Below are 22037 nucleotides of genomic sequence, written 5' to 3' on the forward strand. Positions count from 1 at the left end.
GGGCGGTCTTATGGCTATTTCTTGTCTGGCGCGGTCTGGGGAGGAATACGCGCCCACCACGTGTCGATGACCCACCCTTCGCCGCTGGCGTAAGGCGGCACCGTGGCCGGCCGTGCCAGCCGCCAGGCGTTGTAGGCCATGCGGTGTGTGCCCGCCGTCCACTGCGGAATGAGGTAGTGGCTGTGCGCAATGATGCGCTCCAGGGCGTGGCAGGCGGGAAGCAGTTGCGCCTCGGTCTTGGCAGAGGTCATGGCCTTGATCATCGCGTCCACCGCCGGGTTCTTGACGCCCGCAAAGTTGCCGGAATCCTCCACGTCGGCCGCCTGGCTGCCAAACATGTCGGCAAACTCCTGGCCCGGGTTGTTGGTGCCCTGGTAGGCAATCGAGGTAATGTCGAAGTCGAACTTCTGCAGACGCTGCTGGTACAACGCAAAATCCACTGACCGAAACCGCAAGGTGACACCAATCTTTTCGAGATTGCGCATCCAGGGGGTGATGGTGCGCACGCCGCCTTCATTGCTGTCCATGTATTCGAGCACCATGGCCTCGCCCTTGGCGTTGCGCAGGGCACCGTCGCGCACCTCCCAGCCGGCTTCCTTGAGCAAAGCCTGCGCCCGCCGCAGGTTGGCCCGCAGTGAGGAATCGCCATCCGTGCGCGGGGGCACCGTCATCGGGCCAAACGCGGCAGCCGGAATGTCCTTGCGGTAGGGCTCCATCAGCGCAAGCTCCTCGGGCGAGGGACTGCCCTTGGTTTCGCACGCCGTGTTGCCAAACAGGCCGTTCACCCGCTGGTAAGCGCCATAGAACATCTGGCGGTTCATCCACTCGTAGTCCATGGCCAGGCCCAGGGCCTGGCGCACGCGCGCATCCTGCAGCAAAGGCCGGCGGGTGTTGAGCACATAGCTCTGAAAACCCGAGGGGAGCTTGTGCACAAACTCGCCCTTGACGAGTTCACCCGTATCGAACTTCTTGCCCGTAACACGTCGGGCCCAGTCGCCCGCGCTGAAAAACCGCATGAGGTCAAACTCGCCCGCCTTGAGGGCCTCCAGCCGCGCAGTGTTGTCCTTGTAGATCTTGACAAGGATGTTGTCGAAATTGGCCGTGCCCTTGCGCACGTTCAGGTCGCGCGCCCAGTACTGCGGGTCGCGCACATAGGTGATGTCCTTGCCAAAACGCACCGGGCCGATTTTGTAGGGGCCACTGCCGATGGGAATATCCATCACCACCTGGTCAAACGGCTTGGCCTTGCCGTTCTCGACGCCCCAGTCGCGGCTGAACACCGGCAGGCCACCGACGGTGAGGGGCAGCTCGCGATTGGGCAGCTTGAAGCGGTAACGCACGGTGCGGTCGTTGATCACATCCACGCCCGCCACCTCGATCAGCAGCGTCTTGTAGGCAGGGGATGTGAAGGGGCCCACCAGCGTGTCGTAGCTGTGCTTCACGTCCTGCGCCAGCACGGGCTTGCCGTTGTGAAAACGCGCCTCCGGCCGCAGGCGGAAGGTGGCGGACAAACCATCGGGGGCAACTTCCACATCTTCGGCCAGCAGACCATAACCGGTGGCGGTTTCGTCCATCGAACCGGCGAGCAGCGAATCGAACATCAGCGACGACAAATATGCTGGCGCGTTGCCCTTGATGGTGAACGGGTTGTATTTGTCGAAGGTGGAAACCCGCAGGTTGCTGACCAGCCGCAGCTCGCCGCCTTTCGGCGCATCTGGGTTCACATACGCAAAATGCGCAAACCCGGCGGGATAACGCGGCTCGCCCCACAGGGCATACCCATGTGCAGCCCATGCAGGAACCGCACACCCCATCAGCAAAAAAGTCAGCCAAAACCGCATGCGACAATTCTGCACTACGTTCGCCGGGCCCCGCTGCAGATCGCGCATACCCACATGCGCCAGGCCGCCCGCCGACATTTCGCCATTCCAAAAGGAGATTGAACATGGGTTTTCTGACCGGCAAGAAGCTGCTCATCACGGGTGTTTTGTCTAACCGCTCCATCGCCTACGGCATTGCCAAGGCCTGCCACGCACAGGGCGCCGAACTGGCGTTCAGCTACGTGGGCGAGCGCTTCAAGGACCGCATCACCGACTTTGCGGCCGAGTTCGACTCCAAGCTGATCTTTGACTGTGACGTGGGCAGCGACGAGCAGATCGAGCGCATGTTTGCCGAGCTGTCGCAGACCTGGCCCCAATTCGACGGCTTTGTGCACAGCATCGGCTTCGCCCCCCGCGAGGCAATTGCCGGCAATTTCCTCGAAGGCCTTTCGCGCGAGGGTTTCCGCATCGCCCACGACATCAGCGCCTACAGCTTTCCCGCCATGGCCAAGGCCGCCCTTCCCTACCTGAACGACAAGTCGTCGCTGCTGACGCTGAGCTACCTGGGCGCGCTGCGCTCCATCCCCAACTACAACACCATGGGCCTGGCCAAGGCCAGCCTGGAAGCCAGCGTGCGCTACCTGGCCGAGGCCGTTGGCCGCACCGAAGACGGCCGCAGCATCCGCGCCAACGGCATCAGCGCCGGCCCTATCAAGACCCTGGCCGCCAGCGGCATCAAGGACTTTGGCAAACTGCTGAGCCGCGTGGCCGATGCATCGCCCCTGCGCCGCAACGTGACGATCGAAGACGTGGGCAATGTGGCAGCCTTCCTGCTGTCGGACTTGGCCTCGGGCATGACGGCCGAGATCACCTACGTGGACGGCGGCTTCAGCCAGACTGCGGGCCTGAGCGCAGACCAGGTCTGATTGTCGTTAAAAATTCAGATCAAAACAGGTCCTAGCGCTTATTGAACAAGCGCCGACAGCTATAAATTTAATAGCAAATGCTTCGCAGGCACTGGCTGGCGTGGCTGAGTTTCACTGCGCTGCCCACGCACGCAGCAGACGCCCCTGCCCTGTTGCTGGCCAATGTGTACCGGCCCGGCATGCCGCTGGCCGACTATTGGGTCAGCGAAAAATACGACGGTGTGCGGGGCTACTGGGACGGCCACACGCTGCGCACGCGGGGCGGCGAAACGGTGATGGCTCCCGCCTGGTTCACCGCCGGGTGGCCCAACACCCCCTTGGACGGAGAGCTGTGGGCTGGACGCGGGCGCTTTGCGCACGCCCAATCCACCACGCGCCAACAGCAGCCTCATGAGGCGGCCTGGCGCCAGATGCGCTTCATGGTGTTTGACCTGCCCCGGCACGGCGGCATGTTTGCCGAACGGCTGCGGTCGCTCAATGCCTTGGTGATGCAGATCAACCAGCCTTGGGTCCAGGCGGTGCCCCAAAAGCGCATCGACAACGATGCTGCCCTGCAGGCCCTGTTGCAACGCACGGTGCGGGCGGGCGGCGAAGGCCTGATGCTGCACCGGGGCAGCTCGCTCTACCAGTCTGGCCGCAGCGACGACCTGGTCAAGGTCAAGACCCACGAAGACACGGAAGCGCGCGTGGTCGCCCACCTGCCTGGCAAGGGCCGCCACGCCGGTCGCATGGGAGCCCTGCTGGTGGAAATGCCTTCGGGCCAGCGTTTCCGGCTGGGGGCGGGTTTCAGCGATGCGCAGCGGGCTGACCCGCCACCTGTGGGCAGCTGGGTGACGTACCGGTTTCGCGGCACCCATGACGGGGGCCTGCCGCGCTTCGCGAGTTTTGTGCGTGTGCGGGACGATATGCCGCCGGTCCGCTGACGGGGCCACAGCAACCCCTGGCCGATCCCGGCCCTGCGATGCGGCGGCCATGCACAGCGGACGGACAGCCCCTCCCATCCGTTGCTCAATCAGTTGGGCAACAGGACCTTGTCCACCACGTGGATCACTCCGTTGGACTGGTACACGTCGGCAATCGTCACCGTCGCCGTACCGCCCTTTTCGTCCGTCACCATGACAGCATTGCCGCTGGCCTTGGCCGTGAGCGTACCGCCCGCCACCGTCTTGAGGCTGGCCATGCCTTTGCCGTCTGCAATCATCTTGGACAACGCAGCAGCGTCGTACTTGCCCGCGACCACGTGGTAGGTGAGCACCTTGGTCAGGGTGGGCTTGCTCTCGGGCTTGAGCAGCGTGTCCACAGTGCCGGCGGGCAATGCGACAAATGCCGCATTGGTGGGCGCAAACACGGTGAAGGGACCGGGGCCCTTGAGCGTTTCGACCAGGCCCGCAGCCTTCACAGCGGCCACCAGCGTGGTGTGGTCCTTGGAGTTCACAGCGTTGTCGATGATGTCCTTGCTGGCCAGCATGGGCGCACCGCCCACCATGACCTGCGCCATGGCAGGCATTGCGGCAGCGGCCATGGCTGCGGTGAAGGCGATGGTGGCGAGGCGGGCGTTGAATCGAAGGGTCATGAGAATCTCCTGAGAGGTGTGTGAAGACAGTCGTCACCGCATGAAAACCACGCGGCTGACAGTCAATACGGCAGCACCACAACAGCGGATTCAAATGCACAAAAAAATCGCTCCGCCAGCCATGCCGGGGGAGCGATTTTTGAGACGCTGGTGCACCCACACACCAGCGCGAAGACGTGCTTACACGTTGCGTCCGTACGGGCCGTCGTCGCCCACCTGCACCAGGTTCTGGGCGGTCGCCAGCGGCTTGGGGTTCTTGCCGTTCTTGCCTTGCTCTGCCACGCAGTCGGCGTAGTAGCGCACCTGGCCGTTCTCGTCTTCCACTTCCACCAGGCCGTGGATGTCGGTCTCAAAGCCCGGGCACAGCTTGGCAAACTCGCGGGCGAACTTGAGGTAGTCCACGATCTTCTTGTTGAATACCTCGCCAGGAATCAAGAGCGGAATGCCCGGTGGGTAGGGCGTGACCAGGCCCACGGTGATGCGGCCTTCCAGGTGGTCGATCTCCACGCGCTCGGTCTGGCGGTGGGCGATGTGCGCGTAGGCGTCCGAGGGCTTCATGGCGGGCGTCAGGTCTGACAGGTACATCTCGGTCGTCAGGCGCGCGATGTCGTACTTGGCGTACATCTCATGCACGTGCTGGCACAGGTCCTTCAGGCCCATGCGCTCGTAACGTTTGTGCTGCTGGCAGAACTCGGGAAGGATGCGCCACATGGGCTGGTTCTTCTCGTAGTCGTCCTTGAACTGCTGCAGCGCCGTCAGCAGCGTGTTCCAGCGGCCCTTGGTGATGCCGATGGTGAACATGATGAAGAAGCTGTACAGGCCGGTCTTCTCGACCACCACACCGTGCTCGGCCAGGTACTTGGTAACGATGGACGCGGGAATGCCGGTCTTGTCGAACTTGCCGTCCAGGTTCAGGCCCGGTGTGACGATGGTGGACTTGATCGGGTCCAGCATGTTGAAGCCGTCGGCCAGCTGGCCGAAGCCGTGCCACTTGCTGGCGTTCTTCTTGCCCTTGCCATCGCTGCGGATGATCCAGTCCTCGGCGCGGCCCAGGCCTTCGTCCACGAGCTTTTCAGGGCCCCAAACCTTGAACCACCAGTCGTTCTTGCCAAAGTCGTGCTCCACCTGGCGCATGGCACGGCGAAAGTCCAGCGCTTCGAGCAGGCTTTCTTCCACCAGGGCCGTACCGCCGGGAGGCTCCATCATGGCGGCGGCCACGTCGCAGCTGGCGATGATGCTGTATTGCGGGCTGGTGCTGGTGTGCATCAGGTAGGCCTCGTTGAAGAGGTGGCGATCCAGCTTGGTGGTCTGCGAATCCTGCACCAGCACATGGCTAGCCTGGCTGATGCCGGCCAGCAGCTTGTGGATGGACTGCGTCGCGTACGTCACGGAATGCTTGGGGCGCGTGCGCTTCTTGCCCATGGCGTGGTAGCTGCCATAAAACGGGTGGAAGGCCGCGTGTGGCAGCCAGGCCTCGTCAAAGTGCAGGTTGTCCACGTAGCCGTCGAGCATGCCCTTGATGGTCTCGGTGTTGTAGAGCACGCCGTCGTAGGTGGACTGTGTGAGCGTGAGCACGCGCGGCTTGACCTTCTTGGCGTCCACGCCCTTGAGCAGCGGGTTGGCCTTGATCTTGGCCTGAATGGCCGCTGGCTCGAACTCGCTTTGCGGAATGGGGCCAATGATGCCGAAATGGTTGCGCGTGGGCTTCATGAACACGGGGATCGCCCCGGTCATGATGATGCTGTGCAGGATGGACTTGTGGCAATTGCGGTCCACCACCACCACGTCGCCCGGCGCCACCGTGTGGTGCCACACCATCTTGTTCGATGTGGACGTGCCGTTGGTCACGAAGAAGCAGTGGTCGGCATTGAAGATACGCGCGGCGTTGCGCTCCGATTCACCAATGGCACCGTTGTGGTCCAGCAGCTGGCCCAGCTCTTCCACCGCATTACACACGTCGGCACGCAGCATGTTCTCGCCGTAGAACTGGTGGTACATCTGGCCCACAGGGCTCTTCAGGAACGCCACGCCGCCGGAGTGGCCGGGGCAGTGCCAGCTGTACGAGCCGTCTTCAGCGTAGTCGAGCAGTGCCTTGAAGAATGGAGGCTGCACGCTTTCGAGATAGCTCTTGGCCTCGCGGATGATGTGGCGCGCCACAAATTCGGGGGTGTCCTCGAACATGTGGATGAAGCCATGCAGCTCGCGCAGGATGTCGTTGGGCAGGTGGCGGCTGGTCTTGGTCTCGCCGTGCACATAGATGGGCACTTCGGTGTTCTTGCGCCGCACTTCACCGATGAAGTTGCGCAGGCTCAACACGATGGGGTCCAGCCCCTCACCCACCGTAAATTCCTCATCGTCGATGGACAAGATGAATGCGCTGGCGCGGCTTTGCTGCTGGGCAAACTGCGACAGGTCACCATAGCTGGTGACGCCAACCACCTCGAAACCCTCAGACTCGATAGCCTGCGCCAGCGCGCGGATACCGAGGCCCGAGGTGTTCTCGGAACGATAGTCTTCATCGATGATGATGATGGGAAAGCGAAACTTCATGCGCAGCCTCCGTGCAACCGTGCCCTGCCCGGCCAAAAAACGAAATAGGCGCGAAGTGTAAGGAATAACCTTGACGCGCCTTTGAACTGCAACCCTTTTGTCCCAGAATGTGGTGCACTAAACACAACCACAACAAGGAGTTGGCTATGGAGGAATCCACCATCTGGTGGCTCGCAGCGGGGGCTGTGGTCGTTGCAGAGCTGCTCACCGGTACGTTCTATCTGCTCATGGTGGCCATTGGCCTGGTGGCAGCGGCCCTGGCGGCCCATCTGGGGTTGCCAATTACCGCGCAGATCGTGGCAGCGGCTGTTGTGGGCGGTGGCGCAGTGGTGGGCTGGTACTACCTCAAGAAAAAGCGGCCCGGAGACCCCTCGGCCCGTGCGGATCGCAGTGTGAACATGGACGTGGGCGAAACCATTCTCATCGAGGGCTGGAACGCTGATGGCACCACCACCGTGAAGTACCGGGGGGCCACCTGGACAGCCATCCACCGTCCCGGAGTCACCCCCTCCACGGGCATGCACCGGGTTGCTGAACTGGTGGGTAATCGCCTGCTGGTAGACCCTCTCTAAAAATCCCGCTGTCGCTCACCTTCACAGATCAACAACGAAAAAGAGGCTTCTCATGGAAATTGCCATCGTCATTCTCATCATTGCCGTCATTTTCATCGCGCGGTCCGTCAAGGTCGTGCCCCAGCAAAATGCCTGGGTCAAAGAGCGCCTGGGCAAGTACGCGGGCACGCTCACACCGGGACTGAACTTCCTGGTGCCTTTTGTCGACAAGGTCGCCTACAAACACAGCCTCAAGGAGATCCCGCTCGATGTGCCCAGCCAGGTTTGCATCACGCGCGATAACACCCAGCTGCAAGTGGACGGCATCCTGTACTTTCAGGTGACCGACCCCATGCGCGCCAGCTACGGCTCCAGCAACTACATCATGGCCGTGACGCAACTGGCGCAGACCTCGCTGCGCTCGGTCATCGGCAAGCTGGAGCTGGACAAAACCTTTGAAGAGCGCGACATCATCAACGCCCAGGTCGTGCAGGCCATCGACGAAGCTGCCCTCAACTGGGGCGTGAAAGTGCTGCGCTATGAAATCAAGGACCTGACACCACCCAAGGAAATCCTGCACGCCATGCAGGCCCAGATCACTGCAGAACGGGAAAAACGCGCGCTGATCGCCGCCTCTGAAGGCCGCCGCCAGGAACAGATCAACATCGCCACCGGCGAACGCGAAGCCTTCATCGCCCGATCCGAGGGCGAAAAGCAGGCCGTCATCAACAAGGCCCAAGGCGAGGCAGAATCGATCAAGGCCGTGGCCGAAGCCAACGCCCAGGCCATCGAGCGTGTGGCCTCGGCCATCCGTCAACCCGGTGGCGAACAGGCTGTACAGCTCAAGGTGGCCGAGAAGGCCGTGGAGGCCTACAGCCAGGTGGCAGCAGACTCCAGCACCACACTTATCGTGCCGAGCAACATGACGGAGGTGTCTGCGCTGATCGGGTCCGCGATGAAGATGGTGCAAGCTTCACAGAAAGCGGCCTGAGCGCAAGCAAAGCTTTTTTCGAGGCAACGGCTACTGTCAGCCCAGATATCCCTTTTCCTATGGCTATAATCGAAGGCTTCGGAGAGGTGGATGAGCGGTTTAAGTCGCACGCCTGGAAAGCGTGTGTGGGCTAATCCCCACCGCGGGTTCGAATCCCGCCCTCTCCGCCAGTAAGCAAGCAAACAAGCGCCTTTCGGGGCGCTTTTTTGTTTTGTATGCCATTTGGTATACCTTTTTTGCGTGGATGGCATCGCACGTATCTGGAACAGGTTGGATCTCAGAGACGTGCCAGTAAGGCCGCACGCGGTTGTTCCAATGGAGAAGAACTACTCGCGTTCACTCTGTCACCGCAGAAGCTTCGAATGTGATTTGCTCTGCCGGTGCTGATTAGGTACACTTGCGGCACGGGAGATCTACTCTCTAGTGCGAGCACGATGACCATCGCGCCCACTCTCTTAGCCCGCTTCTGCGGCGCCTCTTAAAACCCCGTCTCTGGGGTGACTTAGCGCAGGTTTTACTACTGCGCAACATGTACGAATTTTCTCAGGTGACACCGCATATGCCGTCACCACCTAGCGCACCAAACTCCTGGCTGCGTCGGCTGTAGCGCGCCTACACAGCAGCCGACCAGTCGTTGGTTCTTCCCGAGGGAAGTAAGGAATTGGTCATGAATTCGTTAAGTTTGTCACTGCGAGGCAAGGGGGCGGCCAGGGCCCTAGGCATTTCTCTCGCTGCGTTCCATGAGCTTCAGAACCCAAGGTCTCCAAGGTTTGACCCTAGGTTTCCTGCCAAGATCCATTTGGGTCCACGCTCGGTCGTATATAGCTTGGCAGATCTACAGGCTTATCTTGAGATCTGCAAAGCCTCCACACAACCATCTAAAGGGGGTGAGCAATGAATGCTCCTACATACCGGCCCCCGAGCTACCTCCCAGAACGACTTGAACAGCTAGTCCTCGAAATTGTCCGCGCGACGAAGGCTCCCTATGCAATGGTGGTCAACACCACGCTGGGTTGCATGGTTTCATGCCTTCAACACAACTGCAGCGTTCAGCACATCCCAGACTCGCCATCACCTATCTCTCTTTTTTTATTGACGATTGCTGATTCAGGTGAACGTAAAAGCACAGTTCAGTCGCTTGTGTTCAGAGCTATCACTGAAACTCAGCGCCAGTGGAGAAAGGACGCGTTGCAGAACGCAGTCGCACACAAGATGCTCTACGCTGTCTGGCGCAAGAAGCTCAACGCTCAAAGCGATGTTTTGCGGCGAGCCATGCTCAAGGGAGAGCCGACAGATGAGATCGAAAAACAGCTCGGCATCATCCTTGAAGCTGAGCCAACACTCGGCTTGGAGCGCAAGCTCATCTACATGGACACCACCATTGAAGCGCTTCTTGTAGGTCTGCACGAAAGCTGTGGAAAGTCCGCAGTACTTCTACATGACGAGTTTGGGCAATTCTGCGATGGACCGATGGCAAGACATCAGCCAACGATGAATGCACTGTGGAGTGGCACCGAAATTCCCGTTCATCGAAAGACCAGTGGCAACTTTGTACTGGAAGACGCCAAGCTCTCCGCAGTTCTTCTGGCACAGCCTTCCGTCTTCAAACGGTTTTTGGATAAGCAAGGAAACCAAGCACGAGGAAACGGTTTTTTAGCACGTTTTTTAATCGCTTATCCGCCATCAACGCAAGGCAGTAGAGTAGAAGATGGAGTCAAAGTAGATTGCCCAACCTTAGACTGGTTTTATGACCGATGCAAAGAGCTGCTGCACAAAAATAGCCCACGGTTATTGAAGTTCTCGCCACGAGCCCGCACCGAGTTGATTAATATCGCCAATTTCTATGAATCTTGCATGCAGCCCGATGGAATCTATTATTCTGCAAAGGATTTTGCCTCCAAGGCTACTGAAAACATTGCACGACTCGCTGCAATTTTCCATGCGTTTTTCACCGATGACAGCGACGAAATTACCTGCGAAACACTGAACTATGCCATCAATTTGATAGCCACTTATGGGCAGCGGTATTTGAAAATCATTGGGGCCTCCAATCCAGCCGATGAGGAGCAGCGGGATTTGATGGATCTGGAAAATTGGCTGCTAGCATGCGCATGCAACAATAAAATGGATTACATACCAAAATCGCACCTCATGCAATATGGACCCAACCGCCTCCGCCAAAAAGCAAAATTGGACACACTACTTGGGATACTTTTATCACACAATAAAATAAGAATTTCTATTGAAAGAAATAAAAAATATATTTATCCTGTCATTCCCAACATAGCTCGACCTCGCTTTAACCCCAACCAAGTCTAGATAAAAATCCAGCATCTTCAAGACCGCCCGGAATTTCTCGGGCGATCTCTTTTGTGCTCTTATAGCCCCCGGGCGTTCAAGGGGACAAGCTTAAAACACCTTACGGTAAGATCATGACTATAGGAGCAGGCTCTTGATCCGTAGCAATTAGGCGTGTTAGAAGTGCGAGCCATCCGAGAGAAAACAGAACCAAGCAACGCGACCACGCTACCAACGCTAATTTCCGCTGAAATTAGCGAAAACAGCGGCCTCTACACGACCACTTAAGCCCTTGGCGACGTTGACGTCGCCAAGGGACCCGGCCCTCTCCAAGGCATGCGGATGCTGCTACGCGCACCTAATTTCGTGGTCGCCCGGCGTTGCTCTTTTTGCGGGTGCACACCCCTTTAGTCACAGACTTTTCACGCCCAGATTGCTTGATGCCGTCGATGCTCTGCTCGTCTTTTAGCATATAGCCTATGACTTTTTCTTCGAGAACTGCGCGTTTGGCAAAGTCTGAATGATCAATCATACCTATGCCACATTGGTCATAGCGATTCTTGTTGCAGTTATGAAAAACCCCATTCCCAGCGGTGATCTTTTCATTCCAATAGTTGCCAATCTGATCTCCGAGGTGAGCATCCTTACACACCTTTTGACCATTGAACAATAACAGCCCATGTGCATGGGGACCTTTTTCTTCCGCGTCTTCGAACTTGAATATATAGCCAACCTGATCCCGAAACAGTGAATGATTTGCCCTACGATTGTCGAGCATGTGTTTGACATCTTTTTTTATCTCCTCCAAGCTACACACACCGGCATGATCCTTTTTATAGCCAAAATCAATCCTTACGGCCAGAAGCTTTGAATATTCGTCCTGCAACTCTCGGCAGTAGTTAGTGACGCTTTCCAGATTTCTTCCGCTTGCTCTTTTAACTTTAGACATCAAAACACCTCACATGAATACGATTGCAACCATTTGCAATCACACGATATACGAAGATGTTTACTCATAGTCAAAATAGAATGACAACATAGGCCACCCCACCTTGCAACGATCAATATTTACAGCCGGCATACTCAATTTAATTGTATTAATAACCTATATTAATAACAAAATTAGCCACAAACATAATCTAAACATCCGAAATCAACTTTCGAACCCAACCTCGCATTCAAAGTTGCAACGAATATACAAAGTTACGCACAAATAGAAATATAAATTCCACCTCCCTTTGCGGAACATAAAGGTAGCGTTGAAATACTTCCAAGCCCCGCCATTCTTGAATCTAGGGATGTCCTGAATAACTCGGATCCATGAGTGCTACAAGGCCGACGTTTTCAGATAGTGCGATGGATGCCGTTTAGCCTGCGTCTTCGCACCACTTTTCACGCCCTTTTGGGCCATCTGCGCCGCTTTCGCGGCCCCTTGCCTGTGTTCAGACGCACTCATCCCTGCGCCCCCAGCAATTGATGGCGCACCATCCACAGATTGGACAGCGCAAACAGCGTCTTGAGCTGCAGCGTGTTCTTCCTCACCCCCCGGTAGCGCACTTTCACATATCCAAACTGCCGCTTGATCACTCTGAAGGGATGCTCCACCTTGGCCCGGATGCTTGCCTTGATCTTCTCCATCTGGTCTATGAGCGCGTCAACGGGGTTGTTCTCTTTGTTCAGCTCTTTGCGTTTGCCCGGACGCATCGCTATGTGCCACGTCACGCCAGCCCGGGCATCCGGGCGTTTGTGCACGCCCTGATAGCCCGCGTCGCCAAACCCGTCTTTCTCCTGCCCGTGCAGCAAGCTGTTGCCCTCTACAACGTCCGCCACGTTGCCAGAGGTGCCAATGACGGTGTGCACCAGTCCTGAGTCTGCGTCCACGCCAATGTGGGCTTTCATGCCAAAGTGCCATTCGTTGCCCTTTTGGCTGGAGTGCATCTCTGGGTCGCGCTTTCTGTCCTTGTTCTTGGTAGAGCTGGGCGCTGCAATCAAGGTAGCGTCTACCGCAGTGCCCGCCTTGAGCAACAAGCCCTGGGCTGCCAATAGTTCGTTGACCGTGGCCAGAATCTGCTCGGCCAGCTTGTGTTTCTCCAGCCGATGGCGGAATCTCAGGATGGTGCTCTCGTCAGGCATTCGCCCATGGACATCAAGGCCTGCAAACTCCCGGTAGATCGGGGTGTCAAAGAAGGCTTCTTCCATCGCCAGATCCGACAAGGTGAACCATTGCTGCATGCAGTGGATGCGCAGCATGCTCTCCAGTGCAAAGGGTGGGCGGCCGTTCTTGCCCTCTGGGTAATACGGGGCAATGAGATCGATCAATGCAGCCCAGGGAACCACCCGATCCATCTGGGCCAGCAGCTCCTGCTTGCGCGTCTTCTTGGTGCTCAGGTTCAGGTCAAGGCTGCTTTGCTTCATGGCTTGCGAGGATGCCACGACTCACCTTGATCTATCAGACTGACCACGAGGTTTTGCAGGATTTCCCTAGGTATCCCATCAGCAGAGCGCCGGCGTGCCAGATGAAGTCCGTGAGGCATACTGCGCCCAGTAAGCAAATGTCAGTTTCCTGAGCGCATGAACCAACAATCCCTCTCCGCCTTCATCTGGTCGGTCGCCGACCTTCTCCGTGGAGACTACAAGCAGTCCGACTACGGCAAAGTCATCCTTCCCTTCACCGTTTTGAGGCGCCTCGACTGCGTACTGGAGCCCAGCAAGGAAGCCGTCTTGTCGGAGTTGGCGGAAAAAGAGACGCAGGGCATCAATCCGGAGCCCTTCTTGTTGCGCAAGTCAAAGCAGAGCTTCTACAACCAGAGCCCGCTGGACCTGCCCAAGTTGCTGGGGGACCCTGACAACATTGCCCACAACCTGTTCACCTACGTGCAAGGCTTTTCGCCCGCTGTGCGCGATGTGTTCGAGCGCTTCGAATTTCAGGCTCAGGTTGAGCGGTTGGCCAAAGCTGGTCTGCTGTATCAGGTCACAGAGAAGTTCACCCAGATCGATCTGCACCCCGAGGTGGTTAGCAACATGCAGATGGGTCTGGTGTTCGAGGAGCTGATCCGCAAGTTCGCTGAAATCAGCAACGAGACCGCCGGTGAGCATTTCACCCCGCGCGAGGTCATCCGACTCATGGTCAACCTCATCTTCATTGAAGATGACGACATCCTGAGCAAGCCTGGTGTAGTGCGCACCATCTACGATCCCACGGCGGGAACGGGCGGCATGCTCAGCGTGGCGGGTGAGTACCTGGCCGAGCACAACCCCCAGGCACGCCTGACCGTGTTTGGCCAGGAGCTCAACCCCGAGTCCTACGCCATCTGCAAGGCCGACATGCTGATCAAGGGCCAGGACGTGGCCAACATCGCCTTTGGCAACACCCTCAGCGATGACGGCCACGGGCACAAGAAGTTCGACTACATGCTCTCCAACCCACCGTTTGGTGTGGAATGGAAGAAGGTCGAGAAGGAAGTGCGCAAGGAGCACGAGCAGCAGGGCTACAACGGTCGCTTCGGCCCCGGCCTGCCCCGCGTGTCTGACGGCTCCATGCTGTTTTTGCTGCACCTGCTCAACAAGATGCGCCCGGCGCAAGAGGGCGGCAGCCGCTTCGGCATCGTGCTCAACGGCTCGCCGCTGTTCACCGGCGGCGCGGGCAGTGGCGAATCCGAAATCCGCCGCTACGTGCTTGAGAACGACCTGTGCGAAGCCATCGTCGGTCTGCCCACAGACATGTTCTACAACACCGGCATCAGCACCTACGTTTGGATCATCAGCAACCGCAAGCCAGTGGCGCGCAAGGGCAAGGTGCAGCTGATCGACGCCAGCGGCATGTGGCAGAAGATGCGCAAGAGCCTCGGCTCCAAGCGCAAGGAACTGAGCGACGCCCACATCGACCGCATCACCCGCCTGTTTGGCGACTTTGTGGAGGCCCACGAAGACGACGGCACCCCCATCAGCCGCATCTTCGACAACGAAGCCTTTGGCTACCACAGCATCACCGTCGAGCGCCCTCTGCGCGATGAAGCGGGCAACATCGTGTTGGGTCAAAAGGGCAAGCAGAAGGGCAAGCCCCAGCCCGACAGCGCCCTGCGCGACACCGAAAACGTGCCCTACACCGAAGATGTGGGCGAGTATTTCAAACGCGAGGTGCTGCCCCATGCGCCCGACGCCTGGATCGACCCCGAGAAAACCAAGGTGGGCTACGAAATCCCGTTCAACCGGCACTTCTATGTCTTCAAGCCTCCGCGCCCGCTGGCCGAGATTGATGCCGAGTTGAAGAAAACCACCGACCGCATCCTGGACATGATCAAGGGGCTGTCGGCATGAGTTTTCCGCGATACCCGGAGTACAAGGACAGTGGGGTGGAGTGGCTGGGGGAGGTTCCGGCGCATTGGTTCGTGGGCAAGGTGAAACACATCACCTCCTTCTTCACTGGCTGGACACCACCAACCGGCAACGCTGCTTTCTACGAGGGCGAAAACCCATGGGCAAACATCTCTGATCTTGGCCCGAAGTGGCTTGCAGAACCGAGTAAGCGCATAAGTGATGAGGCCGTGGGTCACTCAGGCATCAGGCTGAGCCCAACGGGAAGCCTCTTATTCAGCTTCAAACTCTCGATAGGTCAGGTCTCCTTTGCCGCACGAGACATGTACACCAATGAAGCTATCGCAACATTCCCTCCAAGCGAACGGCTGAACCTCGCGTTTGCTTATTACGCATTGCCTCTTTACGTGGTGCAAAACGCTTCGGAGAATATCTACGGGGCAAAGCTGCTTAACCAAGAGCTGATCAAGGCGGCTTCAGTTGCCGTTCCCTCTATCCACGAACAGCAGGCCATCGCCATCTTCCTCGACCGCGAAACCGCCAAGATCGACGCGCTGGTGGCCGAGCAGGAAAAGCTGATCACCCTGCTGCAGGAAAAGCGACAGGCCGTCATCTCCCACGCCGTAACCAAGGGGCTGGACCTGAACGTGCCGATGAAGGACTCGGGCGTGGAGTGGCTGGGGGAGGTGCCGGGGCATTGGGAGGTATCACAACTTCGGTATGTAGTTCGTGAAGGCACTTCCATCACGTACGGAATCGTCCAGGCAGGACCAGAAGTCGAAGATGGTGTCCCGTATATACGTACGAGCGATATGTCAGGAAACGCGTTACCGCTTACAGGCTATCCGAAAACTTCCCTCGAAATTGACGCCTCGTACGCACGCTCAAAAGTGAATGCAGGTGATTTGGTCATTTCAATCCGGGCTTCCGTAGGTAAGTGCCTTCCCGTTCCGCCAGAACTGGATGGCGCAAACCTCACGCAAGGAACAGCCAAGATTGCTCCCGGCGGTAAAGCACCGGCCGCGTTCATGTTGCCATTCATCAGCAGTGAGCCCATTCAGCTGTACTTGGATTCCAAGGCCAAGGGTGCTACCTTTAAAGAGATCACGCTGGAGACGCTTCGCAAGACACCTTTTCTTGTGCCCCCATTGGAAGAACAACTCAGAATTGCCAAATGGGTCAGTGATCAAGACCAACAATTCCAAGCGCTGATCGATGCCGCTGAACAGGCACAAAAACTCTTGAGAGAACGCCGCACCGCCCTGATCTCCGCCGCCGTCACTGGCCAGATCGATGCGCGCGGCATTGCCTCCCGGGAGGTCGCATGAGCATCACGCCCAAAACCATCCAGATCTTCCTGCCGGGCGGAAGTCCCACCGGCATCCGAGTGGCAGAGATCACCACCCGCATCGTCCAGGTCGTAGACGTACCTCGGAAGCTGCTCTCGGACTTCTTGGAAATGCCGGAGAGCGATGAAGTCGCGGTCTATTTCCTCGTGGGCGAGTCGGACGACGGGACCGAGTTGAATGTGTACGTGGGCCAGACGGGCGATCTGCGCAAGCGCCTTGCAAAGCACGACGCGGACAAGCCGTTCTGGGAGCGCGCTTTGGTGCTTATCTCTCGCACCAAATCCCTCACCCAAACACACGGCCTGTTTTTGGAATGGTGCAGTCTGCAGGCCATTCGGAAAGTGAAACGGTACACGGATCTCAACGGAAACGGGGGATCGCGCCCGCACACCCCCGCTCCCATGGAAGCCGATTGCCTTGAAGTCTTTGAGACGGCTCGGACCCTGTTGGCAACCCTGGGTCATCCAATGTTTGACCCTGTCGCAGGGGCGCCTCAAGATACACCATCGCAAGACTATCTCTTTTGTACGGTCAGTGGAGTGGATGGCCGTGGCCTGTACACGCAAGAGGGATTCGTTGTCTTGGCTGGCTCGGTAGGACGCAAAGAGAACATGCAGTCCATCGCAGGCACGAGCAACGCGAGCTTTAGAGAGAAGCTGGTGGCCAACGGTACGCTCAGTGTGAACGGCGATGCCGTGGTCTTCACTAAGAACCACCTGTTCCGATCTCCCAGCATGGCGGCGGTGGCGCTGCTCGGTACGACTGCCAACGGCTGGAACGTCTGGAAAGACAAAGACGGAAAAACCTTGGACGCCCTGAAGCGCCAAGCGATAGGCACCTGATAACAACGAAAGCGGCTGAGGGTAAGGGATGGCACTGCACAACGAAATTCAGTTCGAGCTCGACATTTGCAACCACTTGGCCGCCAATGGCTGGTTGTATGGAGCACCAGGCAACGAAGGCGATGCCAGTGGCTACGACACCCCTCGCGCCCTCTTCCCCGCCGACTTGCTGTCTTGGATTCAAGCCACGCAGCCTGCCGCATGGGATGCACTTTCGAAGACCCATGGTGCCTCTGCTGAGGCCATGCTGCTTGACCGCCTGCGCAAGGCTTTGGACGAACGCGGCACCCTGGAAGTGCTACGGGTGGGTATCGATATGCTGGGTCTCAAGGTCCCGTTGAAGCTCGCCCAGTTCAAGCCTGCGTTGGCAATGAACCCTGATTTGCAGTCCCGCTACGCAGCCAACCGCCTTCGCGTGGTTCGCCAGTGCCGCACCAACCACGACGACATCATTGACCTGGTGCTGTTCCTGAACGGCATTCCTGTGGCCACGGCGGAGCTCAAAACCGACTTTACGCAGGACATCAATGCGGCCGTAGACCAGTACCGCTTTGACCGCATTCCCAAGCCCAAAGGCAAGAACACCACAGAACCTTTGCTGGACTTCCCTCGTGGCGCATTGGTGCACTTTGCGGTCAGCAACCGCACGGTGATGATGACCACGAAGCTGCAAGGGCCTGCCACCTATTTCCTGCCCTTCAACCTGGGAGACCAAGGTGGCGCGGGCAATCCGGCCAACCCCCAGGGTCACCGCACGGCGTACTTATGGGAGCAGGTATGGCAGCGAGACAGTTGGCTGGAGATTCTGGGGCGCTACCTTGTGACCCAACGGGATGCCAAGAAAAAGATCAAAGCCATTCTGTTCCCACGCTTCCACCAACTCGATGCGACGCGGGCATTGGTTCGGGCTGTGATCGCCGAAGGTCCCGGCCATAAGTACCTGATCCAGCACAGCGCGGGCTCGGGCAAGACCAATTCCATCGCCTGGACAGCACACTTCCTGGCCGATCTGCACGACGCCCAGAACAACAAAGTGTTCAGCACAGTGCTGGTTGTCAGCGACCGCAACGTGCTCGACGCCCAGTTGCAAGAGGCCATCTTTGATTTTGAGCGGACGGCTGGCGTGGTGGCCACCATCAAGGGAGAGAGTGCCAGTAAAAGCGGCGAACTGGCTGCAGCCCTTTCGGGTAGCAAGAAGATTGTGGTCTGCACCATCCAGACCTTCCCTTTTGCACTCAAGGCGGTACAGGAACTGGCCGCGACCCAAGGCAAACGCTTTGCCGTCATAGCCGATGAAGCGCACAGCAGCCAGACTGGCGAGGCGGCGTCCAAGCTCAAACAGCTCCTGAGCTCTGAGGAGCTCAAGGAGCTGGCTGATGGCGGCGAAGTCAGTACGGAAGACCTGCTGGCGATTCAGATGGCTGCACGAGCTGGGCAGGATGCAGGCATCACCTATGTGGCTTTTACCGCCACGCCCAAGGCCAAGACACTGGAGTTGTTTGGACGCAGACCGAATCCGGACCAACCCGCTGGCCCGGGCAATCTACCTGCTGCGTTTCACGTCTATTCGATGCGCCAGGCCATCGAAGAGGGCTTCATCCTCGATGTCCTCAAGAACTACACCCCCTACAAGCTGGCTTTCAAGCTGGCCCACAACGGCCAAGAGTGGGATGAAAAATCCGTAGAGCGCAATGAGGCCATGAAAGGCCTCATGCGCTGGGTGCGGCTTCACCCCTACAACGTCAGCCAGAAGGTCGCGATTGTGGTGGAGCATTTTCGTGAAAACGTACAGCCTCTCCTGAATGGAAATGCCAAAGCGATGGTGGTGGTAGGCAGCCGCGTTGAAGCTGTGCGTTGGAAGCTAGCGATAGACAAGTACATCAACGACTACGGCTACAAACTCGACTCGCTGGTTGCCTTCTCTGGAGAGGTCAACGACCCGGAATGCTCGCCCGATCCTGTCACCGAAGTCAGTGCCAAACTCAACCCCAATCTCAAGGGGCGGGATATCCGCGATGCCTTCGCCACAGACGAATACCAGATCCTGCTCGTCGCGAACAAATTCCAGACGGGGTTTGACCAGCCGCTGCTGTGCGGCATGTACGTGGACAAGCGTTTGGCGGGCATCCAGGCGGTGCAAACTTTGAGCAGGTTGAATCGCGCCTACAACGGTCCCCATGGGCTAAAAGACACAACCTATATCCTCGACTTCGTCAATGACCCCGATGAAGTTCTCGCCGCTTTTCAGACGTACTACGAAACAGCCGAGCTGTCAGACGTCACAGACCCCCATTTGATCTACGACCTGCGCGCCAAACTGGACGGCAGCGGGCACTACGATGAATATGAGGTGGACCGCGTGGCCGTCGTGGAGCTCAACCCCAACGCGTCGCAATCGATGTTGGTCGCAGCCATCGAGCCTGTGGCGGACAGACTGCTCAAGCGGTACAAGACTGCGCACCAAACTTTCGTCACTGAAGAGTCCAAGAAGCCCGGCAGTGCAGAGGCCAAAGCAGCCAAAGATGAACTCAACGCCTTGACCCTGTTCAAGCGCGACCTGGGAACCTTCGTGCGCGTGTACGCGTTCCTCAGCCAAATGTTTGACTATGGAAACACCGCCATAGAGAAGCGGGCCATCTTCTTCAAACGCCTGCTGCCCCTGCTGGACTTTGGCCGCGAGCGCGAAGGAGTTGACCTATCCAAAGTCGTCCTCACCCACCACAAGCTCAAAGAGCTCGGCAAGCGCGACCTGCCGCTGGACGAGGAAAGCGATACCGATACGAAGCTCAAGCCGCTGACGGACACAGGCGGCGGCGAGGTGCAGGAGCCCCTGAAGGTGAAGCTCTCTGAAATCCTGTCCAAGGTGAACGACCTGTTTGAGGGAGAACTCACGGACGACGACAAGCTCGTCTATGTGAACAACGTCCTCAAGGGCAAGTTGCTCGAATCCGACCTGCTCCATCAGCAGGCGATGAACAACACCAAGGAGCAATTTGCGAATTCACCGGACCTGGCCAGCGAGATCATGAATGCCATCATGGATGCACTGGCAGCCCACGGAAGCATGAGCAAGCAGGCTCTCGGGTCAGACCGTGTGCGATCGGGGCTCAAGGATGTTTTGCTGGGGCCAGCGGGGTTGTATGAGGCACTCAGGGAGCGTGGTGCATCCTAGATGCGACTGTTGCGCGCGCGCCGCCTGATCGAAGGTAGCCCGTAACTGCAGGTGGGAATGATGGCGTGGCAGTGTGGGTTCAATGTGACCCGTCGGATTTCACCAAACTGTTCAAGACACGGTTTGGTGCGACACCGTCGGAGTGGCGCTGGAAGCAAGCCCGGAGCTAGTTCCAATTTCAAGAGCAATTTGAATTACCAATCCACACCTCCTTGGCAATGGACATGACCCATTGCGGCCGGGGGCACACCGAAGTATAGATTTTTAGTGCGGACTGCATGTGTGCAAAAGCGTTGACAACAATGTATTGAACACCATACTGAGCACAACAAACTAAAATAAATTACCCCTTGGGCGCCATATTTTTGGAATAGTCATGACAACTTATCTGAATTCACATAGTCAGCCCCGATAGCAATTATTCCTAGTTTCCCTCTTCATCAGGATCAGACATCCAGTCCGGTTCCAAGTCTCCAAAATCCATGATCAAGCCGCAAGGCAAGAGCTGAAACTCTTCAATCTGCGCCTTTCCCTCACTAAAGCTCACTGTGACAACAGCATCAACCTGAATATCTTCTTCGCCTGAAACATTTGTGCTTCCAAAACCCATGTACTCCTTATCAATGGAATCGTAATGCTGAAAATCAACACTAAATTCTGCCTCTAACTTGATAGACAGTGTGGTTTTTAAAGATAGCGAACCATCTTTAAAGGCGATCACTTCAAATTTTGCCAGTTCTTCAGCCGCATCGCCGATGTAAGTAGCTTTGGAACTAACGAGCTCTTGCTCAAAGTACCAATTAGACGAAGCCTCAAAGTCAATATCAATCCTGTCAACCTCAGTCGTAAGTTCGTCATAAATTGTATCGACTAAGTCTGCAACATCACCAGCCTTGAGAAGGCTTCTGAACGTTTCTGCCGCATCATCAGCATCACCTTGAAATGCCGATAGAGCCGTAGAAAGCTCTTCAATCAGAAAGATATTTGGTGAATTAGCGCAGTAGCTTTTCCAGTCACCATCGGATGACACAGCAACTACCTTAGTGCTTTTCTCTTCCGCCCATGCTTCCAGTGCCAACAATGCAACAGCATCAGGAAACTCACGCTTTTTGGCTTCTTTCGCTCCGAATGGAGGATGGCCAGCATAGTACAGCGGCAGGATCTTCTTTATATCCGCATAGTCTCCGCAACTAATCTGAACTGCCGCACTGTCTGACAAGAACGCCTCAAGTCTCTGGGATGTTGCCTGAGCTGCAGTTTGATTATGAAAGATGCTGGCCAGAGCGTTATCGCGCTCAGCCTTGTCAACCCCCCAAGAGTTCCCAAGCGTTTTGAGGGCATTCTTAACGTGCGCATAATCAAGCTCGGCTTGACTGGTCAAATGGGTGCGAATTTCATGCAAGACAATATCCAATACCAAATGGTCAGCATCGGTTTTGCTAAACTGTTCCATCTTCGCCAGAACTCCAACTTCAAATCCAAACTTGAAGCTCTCTACGGTGGAAGTGTCAAGAGTGATGGCTTTGACATTACCGCTAATCACTTGGTGCTTGAGGTCCGCTGCTGAAATGATAGGCATAAATCCTCCTGTTAAACTGCACATGATAAACAAGCTTGATGAATCGCTCCAGGTTTTCTAGACACCTTCGAG

15 protein-coding genes and 1 tRNA gene are annotated in these 22037 nt (G+C 57.3%); 10 read left to right on the forward strand and 6 right to left on the reverse strand.

What is annotated here, in order from left to right:
• Positions 1-14 precede the first annotated feature (14 nt).
• Positions 15-1841, reverse strand: a complete 1827-nt coding sequence (locus tag C8C93_RS09850; protein ID WP_121508730.1) for an extracellular solute-binding protein — start codon at positions 1839-1841, stop codon at positions 15-17.
• 104 nt (positions 1842-1945) lie between these two features.
• Here C8C93_RS09850 and fabI point away from each other — a divergent pair, with 104 nt between their 5' ends.
• Both fabI and C8C93_RS09860 read left to right on the forward strand, forming a co-directional pair.
• On the forward strand, positions 1946-2746 hold the full coding sequence (fabI, locus tag C8C93_RS09855; RefSeq protein WP_055401808.1) for an enoyl-ACP reductase FabI: 801 nt from the start codon (positions 1946-1948) through the stop codon (positions 2744-2746).
• Between the two features lie 77 nt (positions 2747-2823).
• Positions 2824-3669 carry a DNA ligase gene (locus tag C8C93_RS09860; RefSeq protein WP_121506754.1) on the forward strand — a complete coding sequence of 282 codons (846 nt, stop codon included), beginning with the start codon at positions 2824-2826 and terminating at the stop codon, positions 3667-3669.
• Between the two features lie 89 nt (positions 3670-3758).
• Here the strand turns inward: C8C93_RS09860 and C8C93_RS09865 are convergent, their stop codons facing one another.
• Together C8C93_RS09865 and C8C93_RS09870 are read right to left on the reverse strand one after the other, a co-directional pair.
• A complete protein-coding gene (locus C8C93_RS09865) occupies positions 3759-4319 on the reverse strand; it encodes a fasciclin domain-containing protein (protein ID WP_121506755.1) in 561 nt (186 codons plus the stop codon).
• Between the two features lie 180 nt (positions 4320-4499).
• The gene (locus tag C8C93_RS09870) at positions 4500-6869 is read right to left on the reverse strand and encodes an arginine/lysine/ornithine decarboxylase (RefSeq protein WP_121506756.1); all 2370 of its coding nucleotides are present in this window, start codon (positions 6867-6869) and stop codon (positions 4500-4502) included.
• Positions 6870-7015: 146 nt separating this feature from the next.
• Here C8C93_RS09870 and C8C93_RS09875 point away from each other — a divergent pair, with 146 nt between their 5' ends.
• The 4 genes from C8C93_RS09875 (at position 7016) to C8C93_RS09895 (ending at position 10730) form a co-directional block, all read left to right on the forward strand.
• A complete protein-coding gene (locus C8C93_RS09875; protein ID WP_176885629.1) occupies positions 7016-7441 on the forward strand; it encodes an NfeD family protein in 426 nt (141 codons plus the stop codon).
• Between the two features lie 52 nt (positions 7442-7493).
• Positions 7494-8411, forward strand: coding sequence for an SPFH domain-containing protein (locus C8C93_RS09880; protein ID WP_121506757.1), 918 nt, complete (start codon positions 7494-7496; stop codon positions 8409-8411).
• 80 nt (positions 8412-8491) lie between these two features.
• Positions 8492-8581, forward strand: a tRNA-Ser gene (locus C8C93_RS09885).
• A gap of 724 nt (positions 8582-9305) precedes the next feature.
• Positions 9306-10730 carry a YfjI family protein gene (locus C8C93_RS09895; RefSeq protein WP_121506759.1) on the forward strand — a complete coding sequence of 475 codons (1425 nt, stop codon included), beginning with the start codon at positions 9306-9308 and terminating at the stop codon, positions 10728-10730.
• A 337-nt stretch (positions 10731-11067) separates the two neighbouring features.
• On the opposite strand, the gene C8C93_RS09900 is transcribed toward C8C93_RS09895, so the two are convergent.
• Both C8C93_RS09900 and C8C93_RS09905 read right to left on the reverse strand, forming a co-directional pair.
• A complete protein-coding gene (locus tag C8C93_RS09900) occupies positions 11068-11658 on the reverse strand; it encodes an inovirus-type Gp2 protein (RefSeq protein WP_121506760.1) in 591 nt (196 codons plus the stop codon).
• 503 nt (positions 11659-12161) lie between these two features.
• Positions 12162-13124 (reverse strand): IS5 family transposase, encoded by a 963-nt coding sequence (locus C8C93_RS09905; protein ID WP_121506761.1) that lies wholly within the window; start codon positions 13122-13124, stop codon positions 12162-12164.
• 156 nt (positions 13125-13280) lie between these two features.
• Between C8C93_RS09905 and C8C93_RS09910 the strand changes: the two genes are divergently transcribed.
• Genes C8C93_RS09910 through C8C93_RS09925 form a run of 4 tightly spaced genes read left to right on the forward strand, consistent with a single transcriptional unit; the run spans position 13281 to position 20386 of the window.
• The gene (locus tag C8C93_RS09910) at positions 13281-15026 is read left to right on the forward strand and encodes a class I SAM-dependent DNA methyltransferase (RefSeq protein WP_121506762.1); all 1746 of its coding nucleotides are present in this window, start codon (positions 13281-13283) and stop codon (positions 15024-15026) included.
• Positions 15023-16351, forward strand: a complete 1329-nt coding sequence (locus C8C93_RS09915) for a restriction endonuclease subunit S (RefSeq protein WP_121506763.1) — start codon at positions 15023-15025, stop codon at positions 16349-16351. The genes C8C93_RS09910 and C8C93_RS09915 overlap by 4 nt, the downstream gene beginning before the upstream one ends.
• Positions 16348-17214, forward strand: a complete 867-nt coding sequence (locus C8C93_RS09920) for a GIY-YIG nuclease family protein (RefSeq protein WP_121506764.1) — start codon at positions 16348-16350, stop codon at positions 17212-17214. Before C8C93_RS09915 ends, C8C93_RS09920 begins: the two co-directional genes overlap by 4 nt.
• Before the next feature lie 28 nt (positions 17215-17242).
• On the forward strand, positions 17243-20386 hold the full coding sequence (locus C8C93_RS09925; protein WP_121506765.1) for a type I restriction endonuclease subunit R: 3144 nt from the start codon (positions 17243-17245) through the stop codon (positions 20384-20386).
• 424 nt (positions 20387-20810) lie between these two features.
• On the opposite strand, the gene C8C93_RS09930 is transcribed toward C8C93_RS09925, so the two are convergent.
• The gene (locus C8C93_RS09930; RefSeq protein ID WP_121506766.1) at positions 20811-21965 is read right to left on the reverse strand and encodes a PIN domain-containing protein; all 1155 of its coding nucleotides are present in this window, start codon (positions 21963-21965) and stop codon (positions 20811-20813) included.
• Positions 21966-22037 lie beyond the last annotated feature (72 nt).

The sequence above is a fragment of the Acidovorax sp. 93 genome, assembly GCF_003633835.1.
Taxonomy (GTDB): Bacteria; Pseudomonadota; Gammaproteobacteria; order Burkholderiales; family Burkholderiaceae_C; genus Acidovorax; species Acidovorax facilis.

What these genes read in the sequence shown, in the direction of transcription:
- C8C93_RS09850 (WP_121508730.1), bottom strand. Translation starts at nt 1,841, where the DNA reads ATGCGGTTTTGGCTGACTTTTTTGCTGATGGGGTGTGCGGTTCCTGCA.
- fabI (WP_055401808.1), top strand. Translation starts at nt 1,946, where the DNA reads ATGGGTTTTCTGACCGGCAAGAAGCTGCTCATCACGGGTGTTTTGTCT.
- C8C93_RS09860 (WP_121506754.1), top strand. Translation starts at nt 2,824, where the DNA reads ATGCTTCGCAGGCACTGGCTGGCGTGGCTGAGTTTCACTGCGCTGCCC.
- C8C93_RS09865 (WP_121506755.1), bottom strand. Translation starts at nt 4,319, where the DNA reads ATGACCCTTCGATTCAACGCCCGCCTCGCCACCATCGCCTTCACCGCA.
- C8C93_RS09870 (WP_121506756.1), bottom strand. Translation starts at nt 6,869, where the DNA reads ATGAAGTTTCGCTTTCCCATCATCATCATCGATGAAGACTATCGTTCC.
- C8C93_RS09875 (WP_176885629.1), top strand. Translation starts at nt 7,016, where the DNA reads ATGGAGGAATCCACCATCTGGTGGCTCGCAGCGGGGGCTGTGGTCGTT.
- C8C93_RS09880 (WP_121506757.1), top strand. Translation starts at nt 7,494, where the DNA reads ATGGAAATTGCCATCGTCATTCTCATCATTGCCGTCATTTTCATCGCG.
- C8C93_RS09895 (WP_121506759.1), top strand. Translation starts at nt 9,306, where the DNA reads ATGAATGCTCCTACATACCGGCCCCCGAGCTACCTCCCAGAACGACTT.
- C8C93_RS09900 (WP_121506760.1), bottom strand. Translation starts at nt 11,658, where the DNA reads ATGTCTAAAGTTAAAAGAGCAAGCGGAAGAAATCTGGAAAGCGTCACT.
- C8C93_RS09905 (WP_121506761.1), bottom strand. Translation starts at nt 13,124, where the DNA reads ATGAAGCAAAGCAGCCTTGACCTGAACCTGAGCACCAAGAAGACGCGC.
- C8C93_RS09910 (WP_121506762.1), top strand. Translation starts at nt 13,281, where the DNA reads ATGAACCAACAATCCCTCTCCGCCTTCATCTGGTCGGTCGCCGACCTT.
- C8C93_RS09915 (WP_121506763.1), top strand. Translation starts at nt 15,023, where the DNA reads ATGAGTTTTCCGCGATACCCGGAGTACAAGGACAGTGGGGTGGAGTGG.
- C8C93_RS09920 (WP_121506764.1), top strand. Translation starts at nt 16,348, where the DNA reads ATGAGCATCACGCCCAAAACCATCCAGATCTTCCTGCCGGGCGGAAGT.
- C8C93_RS09925 (WP_121506765.1), top strand. Translation starts at nt 17,243, where the DNA reads ATGGCACTGCACAACGAAATTCAGTTCGAGCTCGACATTTGCAACCAC.
- C8C93_RS09930 (WP_121506766.1), bottom strand. Translation starts at nt 21,965, where the DNA reads ATGCCTATCATTTCAGCAGCGGACCTCAAGCACCAAGTGATTAGCGGT.